This window comes from Streptomyces sp. SAI-135, assembly GCF_029893805.1.
GTDB lineage: Bacteria > Actinomycetota > Actinomycetes > Streptomycetales > Streptomycetaceae > Streptomyces.
Window position 1 is genome coordinate 1,464,959 of sequence record NZ_JARXYP010000002.1, and the last position, 16,841, is coordinate 1,481,799.

General features: G+C 73.0%; 13 protein-coding genes. 10 read left to right on the forward strand and 3 right to left on the reverse strand.

Going from position 1 to position 16,841, the window contains the following annotated elements:
- Window positions 1–289: 289 nt before the first annotated feature.
- The 3 genes from M2163_RS11030 to M2163_RS11040 all read left to right on the forward strand — a co-directional run bounded on the left by M2163_RS11030 (window position 290) and on the right by M2163_RS11040 (window position 6,031).
- Window positions 290–3,163 carry a DEAD/DEAH box helicase gene (locus tag M2163_RS11030; protein ID WP_280893872.1) on the forward strand — a complete coding sequence of 958 codons (2,874 nt, stop codon included), beginning with the start codon at window positions 290–292 and terminating at the stop codon, window positions 3,161–3,163.
- Window positions 3,160–4,416 (forward strand): SWF or SNF family helicase, encoded by a 1,257-nt coding sequence (locus M2163_RS11035; RefSeq protein ID WP_280893873.1) that lies wholly within the window; start codon window positions 3,160–3,162, stop codon window positions 4,414–4,416. Before M2163_RS11030 ends, M2163_RS11035 begins: the two co-directional genes overlap by 4 nt.
- A 274-nt stretch (window positions 4,417–4,690) precedes the next feature.
- The gene (locus M2163_RS11040; RefSeq protein WP_280893874.1) at window positions 4,691–6,031 is read left to right on the forward strand and encodes an esterase-like activity of phytase family protein; all 1,341 of its coding nucleotides are present in this window, start codon (window positions 4,691–4,693) and stop codon (window positions 6,029–6,031) included.
- An 8-nt stretch (window positions 6,032–6,039) separates the two neighbouring features.
- On the opposite strand, the gene M2163_RS11045 is transcribed toward M2163_RS11040, so the two are convergent.
- Together M2163_RS11045 and xylA are read right to left on the reverse strand one after the other, a co-directional pair.
- Complete coding sequence (locus M2163_RS11045) at window positions 6,040–6,495, reverse strand: hypothetical protein (RefSeq protein WP_280893875.1); 456 nt, start codon at window positions 6,493–6,495, stop codon at window positions 6,040–6,042.
- A gap of 180 nt (window positions 6,496–6,675) precedes the next feature.
- Window positions 6,676–7,842, reverse strand: coding sequence for a xylose isomerase (xylA, locus tag M2163_RS11050; RefSeq protein WP_280852954.1), 1,167 nt, complete (start codon window positions 7,840–7,842; stop codon window positions 6,676–6,678).
- A 146-nt stretch (window positions 7,843–7,988) separates the two neighbouring features.
- On the opposite strand from xylA, the gene xylB reads away from it, so the two are divergent.
- The 5 genes from xylB (at window position 7,989) to adh (ending at window position 14,677) form a co-directional block, all read left to right on the forward strand.
- Complete coding sequence (xylB, locus tag M2163_RS11055) at window positions 7,989–9,434, forward strand: xylulokinase (protein WP_280893876.1); 1,446 nt, start codon at window positions 7,989–7,991, stop codon at window positions 9,432–9,434.
- 124 nt (window positions 9,435–9,558) lie between these two features.
- Window positions 9,559–10,767, forward strand: coding sequence for an ROK family transcriptional regulator (locus tag M2163_RS11060; protein ID WP_280893877.1), 1,209 nt, complete (start codon window positions 9,559–9,561; stop codon window positions 10,765–10,767).
- Between the two features lie 352 nt (window positions 10,768–11,119).
- Complete coding sequence (locus M2163_RS11065; protein ID WP_280852951.1) at window positions 11,120–11,719, forward strand: peptidoglycan recognition family protein; 600 nt, start codon at window positions 11,120–11,122, stop codon at window positions 11,717–11,719.
- 97 nt (window positions 11,720–11,816) lie between these two features.
- Window positions 11,817–13,097 carry a GAF domain-containing protein gene (locus M2163_RS11070; protein ID WP_280893878.1) on the forward strand — a complete coding sequence of 427 codons (1,281 nt, stop codon included), beginning with the start codon at window positions 11,817–11,819 and terminating at the stop codon, window positions 13,095–13,097.
- Window positions 13,098–13,153: 56 nt separating this feature from the next.
- On the forward strand, window positions 13,154–14,677 hold the full coding sequence (gene adh, locus M2163_RS11075; RefSeq protein WP_280852949.1) for an aldehyde dehydrogenase: 1,524 nt from the start codon (window positions 13,154–13,156) through the stop codon (window positions 14,675–14,677).
- Between the two features lie 109 nt (window positions 14,678–14,786).
- On the opposite strand, the gene M2163_RS11080 is transcribed toward adh, so the two are convergent.
- Window positions 14,787–15,143: a DoxX family protein gene (locus M2163_RS11080; RefSeq protein ID WP_280852948.1), complete on the reverse strand. Its 357-nt coding sequence runs from the start codon at window positions 15,141–15,143 to the stop codon at window positions 14,787–14,789.
- A gap of 216 nt (window positions 15,144–15,359) precedes the next feature.
- On the opposite strand from M2163_RS11080, the gene M2163_RS11085 reads away from it, so the two are divergent.
- Window positions 15,360–16,301 carry a hypothetical protein gene (locus tag M2163_RS11085; RefSeq protein ID WP_280852947.1) on the forward strand — a complete coding sequence of 314 codons (942 nt, stop codon included), beginning with the start codon at window positions 15,360–15,362 and terminating at the stop codon, window positions 16,299–16,301.
- Entirely contained in the window at window positions 16,298–16,834 is a 537-nt protein-coding gene (locus M2163_RS11090; RefSeq protein ID WP_280852946.1) for a peptidase inhibitor family I36 protein, read from the forward strand. The genes M2163_RS11085 and M2163_RS11090 overlap by 4 nt, the downstream gene beginning before the upstream one ends.
- Window positions 16,835–16,841: the final 7 nt, after the last annotated feature.

A 16,841-nucleotide genomic window follows, 5' to 3' on the forward strand; every position in this document is an offset into this window, starting at 1 on the left:
CCGGCTCTCTCAGGAAACGTGCTGACCTGAGAAAACGTACGGACCGGTGACCTTGGGCGACCATCCGGGAACCCCCCCGTGTGCACAGGGGGGTCAGCACCGTGGGCACAGGGGGGTTGGCGACACCCCATGTGCATGTGACCCAGGACACAGCTATGAAAGCCGGGGAGGTGATGTACCCTCGACCACTCCGACGACGTAGTCAAGTTTGAGGAGTCCCACGATCTCTGTTCAGGGGTACCCCGCGGCATCACCGTCCGAGATCTCCGAACTGGCCTCGTGCAGCGCCGTGTTCGTGCCCGGCGATCCGGCCCGCACCGGCAGGGTGGCCTTCTGGCGGCCCGACGGTGCCCCTCCTCCCGACGTCGCTGTGGGAGCGGTCGAGGACCTCTCGCTCGTGATTCCCGGCGACGACGGGGTGGCACCGGTGAGACTGCCCGCGGTGCTGCTGCCGGTCCGCGCCGCCCTGCCGGTCCTCACGCGTGCGCGTACCTCCCCGCAGGGGCACCGGGCGGCCGTCTTCTGGGGCGCGGCGGCCGTACTGGCCCTGCAGTGCGTGGCCCGGGGGCTGCTGCTGCCCGGTCTGTCCGCCACCGATCACGACGCCTGGCGCGTGGGTCCCCTGGACGCCGCGGACGTGGAGCGGATCCGCCGGCTCGCCGCGGCGATGCCGCCCGAGGCGCATGCCGTGCCGCTGAGCAACGCCGTACCGCTGAGCAACGCCAACGCCAACGCCGTACCGACGCGCAACGCCGTACCGCCGAGCACCACCGGACCGCAGAGCACCACCGGACCGCAGAGCACCGCCGAACCACTGCGGCTGCCCGATCCCGAACGGTTGCTGCGCGCCTTCCTCGACGCGGTCGCCGACGCCCTGCCCCGCTCCCCCGCGGCGCCCCTCCTCACAGGCGGACCCGCCTACGCCGCCCAGGAACCGCGGCAGGTGCCCGAGCAGCGTGCGTGGGCGGCGGATGTCGCCGCGGGCCACGACGCCGGAGTACGCGTCTCGTTGCGGATCGAGGTGCGCGGCCTGGACAGCGGTGAGGCGCCCGCCTTCAGGGCCGTTCTCCAGCTGCACAGCGTGAGCGATCCGACGCTCGTGGCGGACGCCGCCGACGTGTGGGACGGTGCCACCGCCTTCGGTCCCCACGCGCGGATGGACGGCCTGCTCGCGCTGCGCAGGGCCGCACGCGCGTGGCCCGCGCTCGCCCCGCTGCTCTCGGCGGCCGTCCCGGACGCGGTCGAACTCGCCGACGAGGAGATCACCGAGCTGCTCGGTCCGGGGACACGGGCCCTGTCCGATCTGGGCGTCGAGGTGCACTGGCCGAAGGGCATGGCCGCAAAGCTCACCACGCGCGCGAGAGTCGGCCCGCCGGACGGCCACGACCGGGTGCCGTCGGCCACTCCGTCGTTCCTGTCCGCCGACGCCCTGCTCGCGTTCGACTGGCGGTTCGCGCTGGGCGACCAGCAGCTCACGCGCGAGGAGTTGGACCGGCTCGCCGAGGCCGGCCGGCCTGTCGTGCGGCTGCGTGACCAGTGGGTGCTGGTCGACCCGCAGGAAGTGCGCCGGGCGCGTGCCCGGCAGGACCGCAAGGTCACGCCCGTCGACGCCCTCAGGGCCGCTCTGACGGGCTCCGCCGAGGTCGACGGAGCCAGGTTCGACGTGCAGCCGACCGGGTGGCTGGCGGCCCTGCGGGACCGGCTGGCGGATCCGGAGGGCCAGGAGCCGGTCCCGCAACCCGCCGCCCTCGCCGCGACCCTGCGCGACTACCAGCGCCGGGGCCTGAACTGGCTGGCCCGGATGACGTCCTCCGGCCTCGGCTGCTGCCTGGCCGACGACATGGGACTCGGCAAGACCATCACCCTGATCGCGCTGCATCTGCACCGGCAGACCGACCCGTCGACCGCCGGCCCCACCCTCGTGGTGTGCCCGACGTCCCTGATGGGCAACTGGCAGCGCGAGATCGAGAGGTTCGCACCGGGTACGCCCGTGCGCCGCTTCCACGGTCCGCGGCGCGCACTCGACGGCCTGGCCGACGGGGAGTTCGTGCTCACCACGTACGGCACCATGCGCCTGGACGCGTCCCGGCTCGCCGCTGCCGCATGGGGGATGGTCGTGGCGGACGAGGCGCAGCACGTGAAGAACCCGTACTCGTCGACCGCCCGGGAGCTGCGCTCGATCGGGGCACGCGCACGCGTGGCGCTCACCGGGACCCCGGTGGAGAACAACCTCTCGGAGCTGTGGGCGATCCTCGACTGGACGACCCCTGGGCTGCTGGGCCCGCTCGGCACCTTCCGCGCCCGGTACGCACGGGCCGTCGAGAGCGGTCAGGACCCGGCCGCCGCGGAGCGTCTGGCCCGGCTGGTACGCCCCTTCCTGCTGCGGCGCCGCAAGTCGGACCCGGGGATCGCCCCGGAGCTGCCGCCGAAGACGGAGACCGACCGTGCCGTGTCGCTGACACCGGAACAGACCGGACTGTACGAGGCCGTCGTGCGCGAGACGCTGGCAGAGATCTCCCGGGCTGACGGCATGGCGCGACGCGGACTGATCGTGAAGCTGCTGACCGGTCTGAAGCAGATCTGCAACCACCCGGCGCAGTTCCTCAAGGAGGAGCAGCCGGTCATCGCCGGCCGTTCCGAAAAGCTGGAGCTGCTGGACGAACTCCTGGACACCATCGTCGCCGAGGGGGCGGGCGTCCTGGTGTTCACGCAGTACGTGGGCATGGCCCGGCTGATCGAGCGGCATCTCGCGGCGCGCGGCCTGCCGTCGCAGTTCCTGCACGGCGGGACACCGGTCGTGCGGCGCGAGGCGATGGTGCGGCGGTTCCAGGAGGGGGAAGTGCCCGTGTTCCTGCTGTCGTTGAAGGCGGCGGGTACCGGTCTGAACCTCACCCGGGCCGAGCACGTCGTGCACTACGACCGCTGGTGGAACCCGGCCGTCGAGGCGCAGGCCACCGACCGCGCGTACCGCATCGGCCAGACCCGCCCGGTGCAGGTGCACCGGCTGATCGCCGAGGGCACGGTCGAGGACCGCATCGCCGACATGCTGCACCGCAAACGGGAGTTGGCCGACGCGGTGCTCGGCTCCGGCGAGGCGGCACTGACCGAACTGACGGACGCGGAACTGACCGACCTGGTGGAGCTGCGAGGGGGCGCACGATGACCGGACACGAGGGTGACACGGAGCACACGTTCGCGGCGCTGCCGCCCGCGCGCGGGCGGGGTTTCGCACAGACCTGGTGGGGCCAGGCCTGGCTGCGGGCCCTGGAGGACACCGCGCTGGACACGGGGCAGGTGAAGACGGGGCGCGGCCTCGCGCGCGCGGGCGCGGTGGGTGCCGTGTCGGTACGTCCCGGGCGCATCACGGCGGTCGTGCAGGACCGCGACCGCACCGCGCACCGCGCGGACGTCCTGCTGGCCGAACTCCCGGACGAGCAGTGGGACCGCCTCCTCGACCTGGCGGTCGAACGGTCCGGCCACGTCGCCGCCCTGCTGGACCGCGAGATGCCGACGCACCTGGTGGAGGACGCGGCGTCCGAGGGCATCGACCTCCTGCCGGGGCTGGGCGATCTTGAACCGGAGTGCGACTGCGGCGCCTGGGACCACTGCGGGCACACGGCGGCCCTGTGCTACCAGATGGCCAGGCTGCTGGACCAGGACCCCTTCGTGCTGCTGCTGATGCGCGGACGCGCCGAGGACGCCCTGCTGGAGGCTCTCCGGGGCCGCAGCGCCGCCCCCACCCGGGAAGCCCCCGAACCGGAGGGCGTGGATGCCGCCGAGGCGTACGCGGCCGGCGCCGTACTGCCGCCCCTGCCCGCGCCCCCGGCACTTCCCGACAACCCCGGCCTGCCGCCCTCCCTGGACACGGAGACCCCCCCGGGGCCGGGCGTCGACCCGGTCGCCGTCCGCCATCTGGCCGCCCGGACCGCGGTGGAGGCACACCGCCTGCTCGCGGAGGCTCTCCGACAACCCTCCTCTCCGCGCGAACTGACGGCCGCCCAGGACGCCGTACGACTCGCCGTCGCCGCTCCCGACCAAGCGCTGGCGGAGCGGCTCGCCCACGGATCGGGGCGCGACCCGCAGTCCCTGGCGGACGCCACGCACGCGTGGGGGCTCGGCGGTGCGGAGGCGCTGTCCGTGCTGGAGGAGTCATGGCAGCCCTCGGGCGGCGCACTCGCACGCGCGGGTGCCGCTCTGGACTCGGCCTGGGACGAGGACGAACGGCCCCGGCTCACGGCGGCCGGCAACCGCTGGACAGTCGTCGGCGCGCCGGCCCAGATACGCCTGGGGCGGGACGGCCGGTGGTGGCCGTACCGCAAGGAGGGGGAACGCTGGACGCTCGCGGGCCCGGCGGCACTCGATCCGGCGACCGCGCTGGCCTCGGCGGAGCTCCCCTCAGCCGAGCAGCAGCGGTAGCTCGGCCGGCCCCACCGTGAACCGGCGCAGCAGCACGCTGCTCAGCCGCCTCGGCACGGGCCGGCGGGCCCCGTCCCCGCCCCCGTCCCCGGCCCTCGCCGCAGCCATCGGCCTGCCACGCTCGGCGTCGGCCCCCACGACCGGCGCCGCGTCGAACGAACGGCACGGGGTCTACGTCCCGTCGATGCCGCACGTTCACCCCTCGGCCGTACGGTGTTCCGAGCGGGGCCCAAATCTGGCCGCTGTCAGTGAACTTGGTCCCCAGGAGGCCCCCATGTCCGCGCGTTCCGACGGCCGACGCCCCGCCAGACGCACCGCCGCGGTGGGCGTACCGCTCGCCCTGGTCGCCGCCCTGGGCGCGGCGGGCCCGGCCACGGGGGCCCCGGCCGACGGGGCGCGGGTCGTCCGTACGGCGACGCTGGGCGACATCCCGCTCGGTGCGTTCAGCAACGGGCTGCTGCCGGGCACGGTGGACGACGACCGCGGGGTGGACCTCGGGGGCATAGGCAGTGACATCTTCCCGGCGGGCCGCAAGGGCGAGTTCTGGACCGTCACCGACCGTGGGCCCAACGGCCAGATCAAGGTCGGCGGCACCAAGCGCCGCACCTTCCCGGTCCCGGGGTTCGACCCGGCGATCGTGAAGATCCGCCTCTGCGGCGACGCCGTCGAGGTGCTCGACGCGATCCCGGTCACCACCTCCTCCGGCAGGGCCGTCACAGGGCTGCCCGACCAGCAGGGACGTGACGAGGCGCCGTACGACTACCGCGCGCTCACGGCTCTGCCGTACAACCCGGACGGTCTGGACACCGAGGGCATCGTGCGGGCCGCGGACGGGACCTTCTGGCTCGTCGACGAGTACGGGCCGAGCCTGGTGCACGTCTCCGCGCGCGGGAGGGTCCTCACACGCTATGTGCCCGAGGGACTGAACCTCACCGGCGCCGACTACCCGGTGCTGGAGGCGCTGCCGTCCGTGCTGCTGCACCGGAAGATCAACCGGGGCTTCGAGGGGCTCGCCCAACTCCCCGGCGGCGACCTGGTACTGGCCGTGCAGAGCCCGCTGTCCCTGCCGGACACGGCCGCCGGAGAGGCCTCGCGGACCGCCCGGCTGCTGAGGTTCTCGCCGAAGAAGAAGGCGGTCACCGCCGAGTACGCGTACCGGTTCGACCCTGTGGACGTCGTGGACCCGGGCGAGGACGACACCTCCGAGCTCAAGATCTCCTCGCTGGTCGCGGTGGGCGGTGACCGGCTGCTGGTCGAGGAGCGCACGGACAGGGCCGCACGGCTTCAGCTGGTACGCCTGGACCGGTCCTCGAACATCCTCGGCAGCTCCTGGGACGACGACACCACGTCTCCCTCGCTGGAGCAGCTCGCCGATCCGGCGGCCAAGGGAGTTCCTGTGCCGGCCAAGAAGCTGGTCGTCGACCTGGGCACCGTCGCCGGCGTGCCGGGAAAGATCGAGGGCGTCGCGCGCGTGGACGACGACACGCTCGCCCTGATCAACGACAACGACTTCGGGATGACGGACGGAACCGGGGCGTTCGACACCGAGGGCCGGCTGGTCGACAGCGGGGTGGAGACGACGGTGACGTACGTCCGGCTGCCGCGCCGTCTGTGAGGTCCGCGTCAGCCGATCAGGGACGGCAGCAGTGACTCCAGGTCGCTCGGGAACCCGCTGGGGATGTCACTCGGGAACTGCGACGGGAGCTCGCTCGGCAACTCGCTGGGCAGCCGTGTGGGCAGACTGAACGACGGCTCGGGAGATCGGCTCGTGCTGGTCCGCGAGGCCGGGCTCCTGTCCGGCGAGTCGTCGCTCCCCGAGGCCATGAAGACCACGACGAGGGCGACCGCCACGGCCGCCGCGATCACGGCGAGCAGGGCGAACAGCGGGCTCCGGCGCTTTCTCGGACCGCTCGGGCCGGGGTCGCCGACCCGAGCCATCGGCTGGGTCGACGGCATTCCGCCGTAGGGGTTCGAGCCGTTGCGCCCGAAGTCGTCAGGGGGTGGTCCGAAGCCACCGCCCGGAGGCGGTGTGTCACCCGGCGGTCCGGGCGGCTGGGGCGGTACCGGCGGCATGGCCATACCGTCCAGACTCGCCTCGGCCCGGTCATGGGGCGAGCCCCGCGCGGAAGTTGATACCTCCTCATGCCGTGGATCGCACGATTCCGGCACATTCCCCGCCAGAGCCGCCGCGAGGACGCACGCGCGCGTGCCGTCGGCGCAGGCCACTCACGGCCGACGGCACACGCGCGTGGGCTTCGTTCAGCCGCGCGCGCCCAGCAGGTGGTCCATGGCGAGCTGGTCGAGCTGCTCGAAGGCCATACCGCGCGCGGCGGCCGCCTCCACGTCGAAGTCCTCGAAGGCACTGCGGTCCGCGAGCAGTGCCTTGAGGCCGTCCGCCGCGGTCTGCTGCGCCAGCTCGTCCAGACGGGCGGCGCGCAGCGCCTCCTGGACCTGCGGGTCGGCGCGGAAGGCGGCGGCACGCTCCTTGAGGATGAGGTAGTTGCGCATGCAGCCCGCGGCCGAGGCCCACACGCCGTCGAGGTCCTCGGTCCGCGGCGGCTTGAAGTCGAAGTGCTTCGGACCGGCGTAACCGGCGCTCTCCAGGAGGTCGACGAGCCAGAAGGCGGCCCGCAGGTCACCGGCGCCGAAGCGCAGGTCCTGGTCGTACTTGATGCCGGACTGGCCGTTGAGGTCGATGTGGAAGAGCTTGCCCGCCCACAGGGCCTGCGCGATGCCGTGCGGGAAGTTCAGCCCGGCCATCTGCTCGTGGCCGACCTCGGGGTTCACGCCGTACAGCTCGGGGCGCTCCAGGCGCTCGATGAACGCGAGCGCGTGGCCGACGGTGGGCAGGAGGATGTCGCCGCGCGGCTCGTTCGGCTTGGGCTCGATGGCGAAGCGAAGGTCGTAGCCCTGCTCGGTGACGTACTCGCCGAGGAGGTCGAAGGCCTCCTTCATGCGGTCGAGGGCGACGCGGACGTCCTTGGCCCCGCCGGACTCGGCGCCCTCGCGGCCGCCCCAGGCGACGTACGTCTCGGCGCCGAGTTCGACCGCCAGGTCGATGTTGCGGATGACCTTGCGCAGCGCGTAGCGGCGCACGTCACGGTCGTTCGCGGTGAACCCGCCGTCCTTGAAGACGGGGTGGGTGAAGAGGTTGGTGGTCGCCATCGGCACCTTCATGCCGGTCGCGTCCAGGGCCTCACGGAAGCGCTTGATGTGACCCTCGCGCTCACTGTCCGAGGACCCGAAGGGAATCAGGTCGTCGTCGTGGAAGGTCACGCCGTGGGCGCCGAGCTCGGCCAGGCGCTGCACCGTCTCGACCGGGTCGAGGGCACGGCGGGTGGCGTCGCCGAACGGGTCCCTTCCCTGCCAGCCGACGGTCCACAAGCCGAAGGTGAACCTGTCCTCGGGGGTGGGCTGGTAGTTCATGACGCGGCTCCTTGCTGCTCCGGACTATTTCGTCATGGCGGTTTACAAATTAGTATGCACACACGTCTCCGGGAAGAGACAAGGTGTCTTCGGGGTGAGACACCGACCGCATCAAGATCATGAGCCGCGCAAAAAGGGAGAGCCCGATGTCAGCAGCCGAGGGTCCGCTCGTCGTCGGCGTGGACACGTCCACCCAGTCCACCAAGGCGCTGGTGGTCGACGCGGCCACCGGCCAGGTCGTCGCGCGCGGCCAGGCACCGCACACCGTGTCCTCCGGGGCCGGCCGCGAGAGCGACCCGCGCCAGTGGTGGGACGCGCTGTCCGAGGCCCTGCGCCAGTGCGGGGACGCCGCGCGGGAGGCCGCCGCGGTGTCGATCGGCGGCCAGCAGCACGGCCTGGTCACGCTGGACGCGCAGGGCGAGCCGGTGCGCCCGGCCATGCTCTGGAACGACGTCCGATCCGCGCCGCAGGCCCTGCGTCTCATCGAGGAGCTGGGCGGCCCGAAGGCCTGGGCGGAGCGCACCGGCAGCGTGCCGGGCGCCTCCTTCACGGTGACGAAGTGGGCCTGGCTCGCCGAGCACGAGCCGGAGGCCCTGCGTGCCACGAAGGCCGTCCGCCTGCCCCACGACTACCTCACCGAGCGGCTCACCGGCGAGGGCACGACCGACCGCGGCGACGCCTCCGGCACCGGCTGGTGGGCGTCCGCCACGGAGTCGTACGACAGCGAGATCCTCGCGCACGTGGGCCTCGACCCCGCCCTGCTGCCCCGCGTGGTCCGGCCCGGCGAGGTGGCTGGCACCGTACGCGACGGCCACGACCTGCCGTTCTCCAAGGGCACCCTGGTCGCCCCCGGCACCGGCGACAACGCGGCCGCCGCCCTGGGCCTCGGTCTGCGGCCCGGGACGCCGGTGATGAGCCTGGGCACCTCCGGCACGGTGTACGCCGTGTCCAAGCGGCGCCCCGCCGATCCGACCGGCACGGTGGCGGGCTTCGCCGACGCCCACGGCGACTGGCTACCCCTGGCCTGCACCCTGAACTGCACCCTCGCCGTCGACCGCGTCGCCGCCCTGCTGGGCCTGGACCGTGAGGCGGTGGAGCCGGTCTCGGGGGTCACCCTGCTGCCGTACCTGGACGGCGAGCGCACCCCGAACCTGCCGAACGCCTCCGGGCTGCTGCACGGCCTGCGCCACGACACCACCGGCGGCCAGCTCCTCCAGGCCGCCTACGACGGCGCCGTGCAGGCGCTGCTCGGGGCACTGGACCTGGTGCTGGACGAGGACGCGGACCGTTCGACGCCGCTGCTGCTGATCGGCGGCGGCGCCCAGGGCACCGCCTGGCAGCAGACCGTACGACGGCTCTCCGGGCGGCCCGTCCAGGTGCCCGAGGCCAAGGAACTGGTCGCCCTCGGCGCCGCCGCGCAGGCCGCCGGACTGCTGACCGGCGAGGACCCGGGGGCGGTCGCCCGGCGCTGGAACACGGCCGCGGGCCCGGTCCTGGAGGCCGTGGAACGGGACGAGGAGACGCTGGCCAGGATCGCCGGGGTACTCTCCGACGCGGCGCCGCTGCTGGAGCGGGGAACGCAGACCGGCTGACGACGACCGGGACGCACGCCGGCCGTTCCCGGCCTCGGCCCGCCGAGGACGAGGACCGGCCGGGGCCAGGGACACGGGCCGTCCGAGCCACGGGACCGCGGCTCCGCCGAGGATCGAGGGAGGCATGACCGCACCGCTGCACGACGCCCGCCCGGCGGGGCCCGGGCGCGGGCTGCCCGACACCCAGCAGGGCATGCGCCGCCGCAATCTGGCCCGCGTGATGCACACCGTGCGTGCCGAGGGGCCGCTGTCGCGTGCCGCGGTCGCCTCGCGCATCGGCCTGACCCGGGCAGCGGTGTCGACCCTCGTCGACGAACTCGTGCGCTCGGGGCTGCTGGAGGAGCTCGGCCCGGAGCGTCCCGGCCGGGTCGGCAGACCGGGTTCCGCGCTCGCCGTCAGCGGCCGCGGGCCCGCCGGGATAGGCGCCGAGATCGGCGTGGACCACCTCGCGGTCTGCGCGGTCGATCTGCGCGGACAGGTCCGCGCGCGGGCGGTGCGGTACGCCGCGAACCGGGGCCGCTCCCCCGAGCCGGTGATCACCGAACTGACGGCCCTGGTGCGCCGGGTGGTGGCGGAGGCGGAGGACGAAGGCCTGTGGCCGGCCGGACTCGCGGTGGCGGTGCCCGGCCTGGTCGCGCGTGACGCCCGGACCGTCGTCCGCGCCCCGAACCTCGACTGGCACGACACGGACCTGGGCACCCTGCTGCCCGAGGACCTTCCGCTGACCGTGGGCAACGAGGCCAACTTCGGCGCGCTGGCCGAACTCTGGCTCGGCGACGGCACCCCCCATGACTTCCTGCACGTCTCCGCGGAGATCGGCATCGGTGCGGCCCTGGTCGTGGACGGGCAACTGCTGCGCGGCACCCGTGGTTTCGCGGGCGAGCTCGGCCATGTCCCGGTCCGCCCGGACGGACCGGCGTGCCCGTGCGGCGGACGCGGCTGTCTGGAGCAGTACGCCGGCGAGGAAGCGGTGCTGCGGGCGGCCGGTCTGGAGCCGGGCGAGGACCGGGTCGGGCTGCTCGCCCAGCACGCGGCGGACGGCGACGAGGGCGTACGGGGCGCCCTGCGCGAGGCCGGTCAGGCGCTCGGCATCGCGCTGACCGGGGCGGTCAATCTCCTGGACCCGCAGACCGTGGTGCTCGGCGGTGCGCTGGCCGGGCTCGCGCCCTGGCTGCTGCCCTCCCTGCGGGACGAGCTGGCCCGGCGCACGGCCGGCCCCGCCTGCCCGGTGGCCGTGTCCGGCCTGGGTTCCGAGGGCCCCCTCCTGGGTGCCGCGCACTCGGTCGTACGGGCCGTTCTGGACGACCCGGCGGTGGTGGGCGAACGGGCCTGAGCGCCCGTCAACTCACCCCATCGGGTGAGCGGGTTGTCGCCTGCGCGCCCGTCAACTCACCCCATCGGGTGAGCGGGTTGTCCACATTCCCGACGTCGTCCACCGCAACGCCCGGCGTCCTTCGCCGCGACCGTCAGCCGCCGTACCGTGATGCACACGAGCCACGCAGCCGCCGTGGAGGCCGGACTTCGCGAGGTCCCGTCCGCCCGCGACACCCGCCGCCCCCGCGCCGAAGATCCGCGAGGAACGGCTTCCGGCGCGCGAGACTCACCGCGGAGCGCACGTCCTGCTCCGTGACACCGCGGCGACCCCGCTCGGCTGAACACCCGCTGAGACGAAAGGCACTTGACTGATGGAACGCGCCCGATCGCCACTCGACCGACGGCGGCTGCTGAAGGGGGCCGTCCTGGCGGCCGTACCGTACGTACTGCTTCCCGAGACGCGGGCCGGGGCCGCCCCGCAGCCCGTCGACCACCCGCTCGCCGAGTGGCAGCCGGCCACGTCGTCCAACTTCACGGCATCGGACCGCCCCTGGTCCTATGAAGTGGACCGGGTCGTCATCCACGTCACCCAGACCACCTACCTCGACGCCCTGGACATCTTCCGGAACCCGGCGAAGCAGGTGTCCGCCCACTACGTCGTGCGCTCGGCCGACGGTCATGTCGCGCAGTGCGTGCGGGAGGCGGACGTCGCCTGGCACGCCGGGAACTGGGACTACAACACCCGCAGCGTCGGCATCGAGCACGAGGGCTGGGTGGACAGACCCGCCTACTTCACCGAGGCCCTCTACCAGGAGTCCGCGAAACTCACCGCGGGGATCTGCGAGAGGTACGGCATCCCCAGGGACCGCGCACACATCATCGGTCACTACGAGGTGCCGGGCACGGACCACACCGACCCGGGACCGTACTGGGACTGGGATCGCTACCTGCGCATGGTCGAAGCCGTGTGAGCCGGACATCGTTCGGGTGACGCCGGTCGAAGAGGTTGTTTGCGCGCGCACCGGGAGTGACGATGTCCCCGACCGCATCGCGTTCCGGGAGGCCGACTTGACCGATCCATGGGTGGCCCTGGAGCCGGGGGCCGACCCTGCCGAGCGGGTCCGGCTGCTGCGGCGCGCGCACGAGACGTTCACCGAGGCGGGCACGGTGCAGCGGCCGGTCCGCCCGGTGGTGGCCGACTCGTGGCGGCGCTCCGCGCGGGCCGGGGTCGGGCCGGACGGGACGGCGGACGTCGAACTCGGTGACGGTGACCTCGGCCCGTACCGGGCCGAGCATCCGCTGGCGCGGGTCATGCCGCTGTTCCGCGAGCTGATGGGGACCTTCGCGTTCGACGGGGAGCACCTGCTCGCGGTGTGCGACGAGCACGGCAGGCTGCTGTGGGTCGAGGGCCATGCCCGGACCCGCCGGCAGGCGGAGTGGATGAACTTCGTGCCGGGTGCGCGGTGGGCGGAGACCGCGGTGGGGACGAACGCCCCGGGTACGGCGGTCGCGGTGGACCGGCCGGTGCAGGTGTTCGCGGCGGAGCACTTCATCCGCCGGGTGCAGCCGTGGACCTGCGCGGCGGCACCGGTCCACGATCCGCGGACCGGGCGGGTGCTGGGGGCCGTGGACATCACCGGCGGCGACGGGCTCGCGCATCCGCACAGCCTGGGCTTCGTCCAGGCGGTCGCGCGGGCCGCCGAGTCCCAGCTGGCGCTGCTCCTGCCGCAGCAGCCGGAAGCCGACAGGACCGAGCTGAGTGCGCTGGGCCGGGACGAGGCGCTGCTGGTCGGGGCCGGCCGCAGGGTCAGGCTCAGCCGCAGGCACAGCGAGATCCTGGTGCTGCTGTCCCGGCATCCGGAGGGCCTGACCGGGGACGAGTTGCTGTGCGCGCTGTACGAGGACGAGTCGGTGACGCCGGTGACGCTGCGGGCCGAACTGGCACGGCTGCGCAGGGTGCTCGGCCCCGGACTGCTGGCGTCACGGCCGTACCGGCTGACTGTGCCGGTCGAGTCGGACGTGGCGGTCGTGGAGCGGCGGCTGGAGAGCGGGGCGGTGACGGCGGCGGCGCGCGGGTACGGCGGACCGCTGCTGCCGGCTTCGCAGGCCCCGGCGGTGGTGCAGCTCAGGCGCCGGGTCGCCGACGGGCTGCGCACGGCGCTCATCTCCCGCCGGGACCCCGACCTCCTGGCGGACTGGGCGCACGCGGCGTGGGGCGAGGACGACCTAGAGGTGTGGCGGGCGCTCGCGGCCGTACGGCCCACGGCGAGCGTCCGGGCCCGCCTGGCCGCGCTGGAGGCCGAGCTGGCCGCGCCGACGGCAACGTGGTTGCAACGTCCGCGCTCCTAGCCTCCCCCGCAGAGCCGCCCAACGGCGGGCGGCGCTGCTGAAGGAGGCTGGCCAGCATGACCCGTTACGCGGCACCCGGCACCGAGGGCGCGATCGTCTCCTACCAGGCGCGCTACGACCACTTCATCGGTGGCGAGTACGTGCCGCCGGCGCGCGGGCAGTACTTCGAGAACCCGTCGCCGGTGACCGGGCAGCCCTTCACCGAGGTCGCCCGGGGCACCGCCGAGGACGTGGAGCGGGCGCTGGACGCCGCACACGCCGCCGCGCCCGGCTGGGGCCGGACGTCGGTCACCGAGCGCTCCGACATCATGCTCAAGATCGCCGATCGCATGGAGGCGCACCTGGAGCAGCTCGCCGTCGCGGAGAGCTGGGAGAACGGCAAGCCGGTGCGCGAGACGCTGGCCGCCGACATCCCCCTCGCCATCGACCACTTCCGGTACTTCGCGGGGGCGATCCGTGCGCAGGAGGGCTCTCTCGGCGAGCTCGACGACGACACGGTGGCGTACCACTTCCATGAGCCGCTCGGTGTGGTCGCGCAGATCATCCCGTGGAACTTCCCGATTCTGATGGCGGTGTGGAAGCTCGCCCCGGCCCTCGCGGCGGGCAACGCGGTCGTCATCAAGCCGGCCGAGCAGACCCCGGCCTCCATCCACTACTGGATGAGTCTGATCGCGGACCTGCTGCCACCGGGCGTGGTGAACATCGTCAACGGCTTCGGAGTGGAGGCGGGCAAGCCGCTCGCGTCCAGTCCGCGGGTGGCGAAGGTGGCGTTCACCGGGGAGACGACCACGGGGCGGCTGATCATGCAGTACGCCTCGGAGAACATCAAACCGGTCACTCTCGAACTCGGCGGCAAGTCTCCGAACATCTTCTTCGACGACGTCTGGGCGCGCGACGACGACTTCCGGGACAAGGCGCTCGAAGGGTTCACGATGTTCGCCCTCAACCAGGGCGAGGTCTGCACGTGTCCGTCCCGGGCGCTGATCCAGCGCGGCAACTACGCCGAGTTCCTCGAGGCGGCCGTGGCCCGCACCGAGCTCATCAAGCCGGGCCATCCCCTCGACACCGACACGATGATCGGCGCCCAGGCCTCCAACGACCAGCTGGAGAAGATCCTCTCGTACCTGGACGTCGGCCGGCAGGAGGGCGCGAAGGTCCTCACCGGCGGCGAACGCATCGAGTACGACGGCGAGTTGAAGGGCGGCTACTACGTCCAGCCGACGATCTTCGAGGGCGACAACCGCATGCGGATCTTCCAGGAGGAGATCTTCGGCCCCGTCGTCTCGGTGACGTCCTTCGACGACTTCGACGACGCCCTGAAGATCGCCAACGACACGCTGTACGGCCTCGGGGCGGGCGTGTGGACCCGAGACATGAACACCGCGTACCGGGCGGGGCGGGCGATCCAGGCGGGCCGGGTGTGGACCAACTGCTACCACGCGTACCCGGCGCACGCAGCCTTCGGCGGGTACAAGCAGTCGGGGATCGGGCGGGAGACGCACAAGATGATGCTGGAGCACTACCAGCAGACCAAGAATCTGCTGGTGTCGTACTCGCCGAAGAAGCTGGGGTTCTTCTAGGCACGGGAAGACGGCGCCCGGGGCTCGGCAGATGCCGCCCGGGCGCCCTTTCTTGTTCGTGCGGAAGCGCCCCCCAGGCTTCGGTCGGCCGGTCAGCCTGGCGTTCGGATCACCGGAAGCCGTGGTGGGCCAGGCCCAGAAGCAGAGCTGCCACGGCGGTGGCGAGGAAGACGATCCCGCCCACGATGTTCCGGGACCCGACCCGCAGGTGAGCGATGACGGCGCCGACGAAGTAGAGGACGAGGCCGCAGGCGGCGAGAGTTCCCAGGACGGGCACGGCGAGCCCGGCCAGCAGCCCCGCGGTACCGGCCGCGAGCAGCATGCCGAGCACCGGGACCCACTTGCGGGGCACGCCTTTCATGTCCGCCTGGGTCTTGGGGTATTCGTGGCCGATCAGGTAGGTGACGGCGGCGGCCCCGTTGAAGACCGCGCCGACGAGGGTCACCGTGAGGTAGGCGGCGAACAACTTGTCCCCTTTTCCGTGTGTTCCGTAGCCGGGTGCTGCTGGGCAACCCGTTGCGGGACGCCCTTCTCCGGGTGGACGGACAGCCGGTCGCCTTTTGTGACATCGGCGGGCAGGACAGCCACGGTGTTTCGGGTGAGACCGAAAGTGCGTGCGGGGCACGCGGGCTCACGGACAACCTGAAGGCGACCGAAGACGTACGGGTACGGGGGAGACCTGGTGCGCAGAATCGCCGCGCTGTCACTGCTGTCACTGCTGTTGCTCGCCACGATCGCCGCCTGCGGGCCGGGCGACCCGGGCGTGCCCGCCGCGCGCGCCGAGCCGGACACGGGGCTCCCGCGCGAAGCCACCACCCGTGAACTCACCACCCTGCGCCGGGCCGAGAACATCCTGGAGCGGCGCTGCATGGCTCGCGCCGGATTCCACCTGCCCGCGGCACCCGAACCGGTCCGCACCGGCCCCGAGCCGCCACCGATGGCGCTCGTCCTGGCCGATCCCGTCTGGGCGCGCGAGCACGGCTACGGCGCCCGCGTGCGCACCCCGCAGGAGACCGCCCGGCTGCGCGCGGACGACCCCGTGGGCGACCACCTGAGGGCGTTGCCCGCCGAGCGGCGTGCGCAGGCGCTGCGTGCCTGGCAGGGCGGTGGTGTCGACACCGTGGAGGTCACCCTCCCCAGTGGGATGACGACCGGGCGCAGCACTCGCGGCTGCACCAGCGAGGCGCGGGGCGAGTTGTACGGCGACTTCCGCACCTGGTTCGGCGCGGACGCCGTGGACCGCGGGGTCACGGCGCTGGCCCTGAGCCGGGCGCAGGCGGATCCCGGCTTCACGCGAGCACTGCGGGGCTGGTCGGACTGTGTGGCCGGGCGCGGGCTGCCGTACCGGTCGCCGCTCCGGCTGCGGGCCGCGCTCGGCGACTCGGCGCCTGCGGCCAAGGAGATCGAGTACGCCGTCGCCGAGGCAGCGTGCGCCGTCGGCTCCGGCCTCGCGGAGGTCGCGGAGCGCGTCGAGAAGCGGCACCTCGCGCAGGTGCGTGAGCAGTACCTCGCCGACGTGCACAACGCCCGCCGGATGCGGCTCGCCGCGCTGCCGAGGGCGGATCGGATCGTCCGCGACGACGACTCGTCGACGATCAACACCCACACGGGAGGCATGAGATGAAGCGATACCTACGAAGCGCCCTGGCCACAGCGGCGGTGATCGGGCTGCTCACCACGGCCGGCCCCGCCATGGCCGCCTCGGAGGCCGGGCCCTCCGCGCCCACGGCGACCGGTGCCACACCTGGCGCACCGACCCCGGTGCGGCCCGGCACCGACCTCAGTCAACTGGCCGCCGCCGACGGCGCGGACGGCTACCTCTACGCCTACGACCTGCCCAACTTCCAGGGCGACTGGTGCCGGTGGGACCGCGACGACGAGTGGTGGGGCAACGACTGCGGCAACTTCAACGACCGCGCGACGTCGGTCTGGAACAACGGTTTCCCCGGCCTCTTCAGCGAGGTCTCGCTGCGCCGCGACGTGAGCCCCAGCACGAACCAGTCGATGTTCTGCATCGAGGCCGGCAACTACTACGCCGACCTGTCGCTCGGCTACGAGAAGTTCCTCGACGGCGGCTGGGCGGACAACGCGGTCAGCGGACACCACTGGTTCACCGACGACGCGGACTACATCCACGACCCGCACTACGCCTGCTGACCGGAGC

What these genes read in the sequence shown, in the direction of transcription:
- M2163_RS11035 (WP_280893873.1), top strand. Translation starts at nt 3,160, where the DNA reads ATGACCGGACACGAGGGTGACACGGAGCACACGTTCGCGGCGCTGCCG.
- M2163_RS11090 (WP_280852946.1), top strand. Translation starts at nt 16,298, where the DNA reads ATGAAGCGATACCTACGAAGCGCCCTGGCCACAGCGGCGGTGATCGGG.
- xylB (WP_280893876.1), top strand. Translation starts at nt 7,989, where the DNA reads ATGTCAGCAGCCGAGGGTCCGCTCGTCGTCGGCGTGGACACGTCCACC.
- M2163_RS11040 (WP_280893874.1), top strand. Translation starts at nt 4,691, where the DNA reads ATGTCCGCGCGTTCCGACGGCCGACGCCCCGCCAGACGCACCGCCGCG.
- adh (WP_280852949.1), top strand. Translation starts at nt 13,154, where the DNA reads ATGACCCGTTACGCGGCACCCGGCACCGAGGGCGCGATCGTCTCCTAC.
- M2163_RS11045 (WP_280893875.1), bottom strand. Translation starts at nt 6,495, where the DNA reads ATGGCCATGCCGCCGGTACCGCCCCAGCCGCCCGGACCGCCGGGTGAC.
- M2163_RS11065 (WP_280852951.1), top strand. Translation starts at nt 11,120, where the DNA reads ATGGAACGCGCCCGATCGCCACTCGACCGACGGCGGCTGCTGAAGGGG.
- M2163_RS11060 (WP_280893877.1), top strand. Translation starts at nt 9,559, where the DNA reads ATGACCGCACCGCTGCACGACGCCCGCCCGGCGGGGCCCGGGCGCGGG.
- xylA (WP_280852954.1), bottom strand. Translation starts at nt 7,842, where the DNA reads ATGAACTACCAGCCCACCCCCGAGGACAGGTTCACCTTCGGCTTGTGG.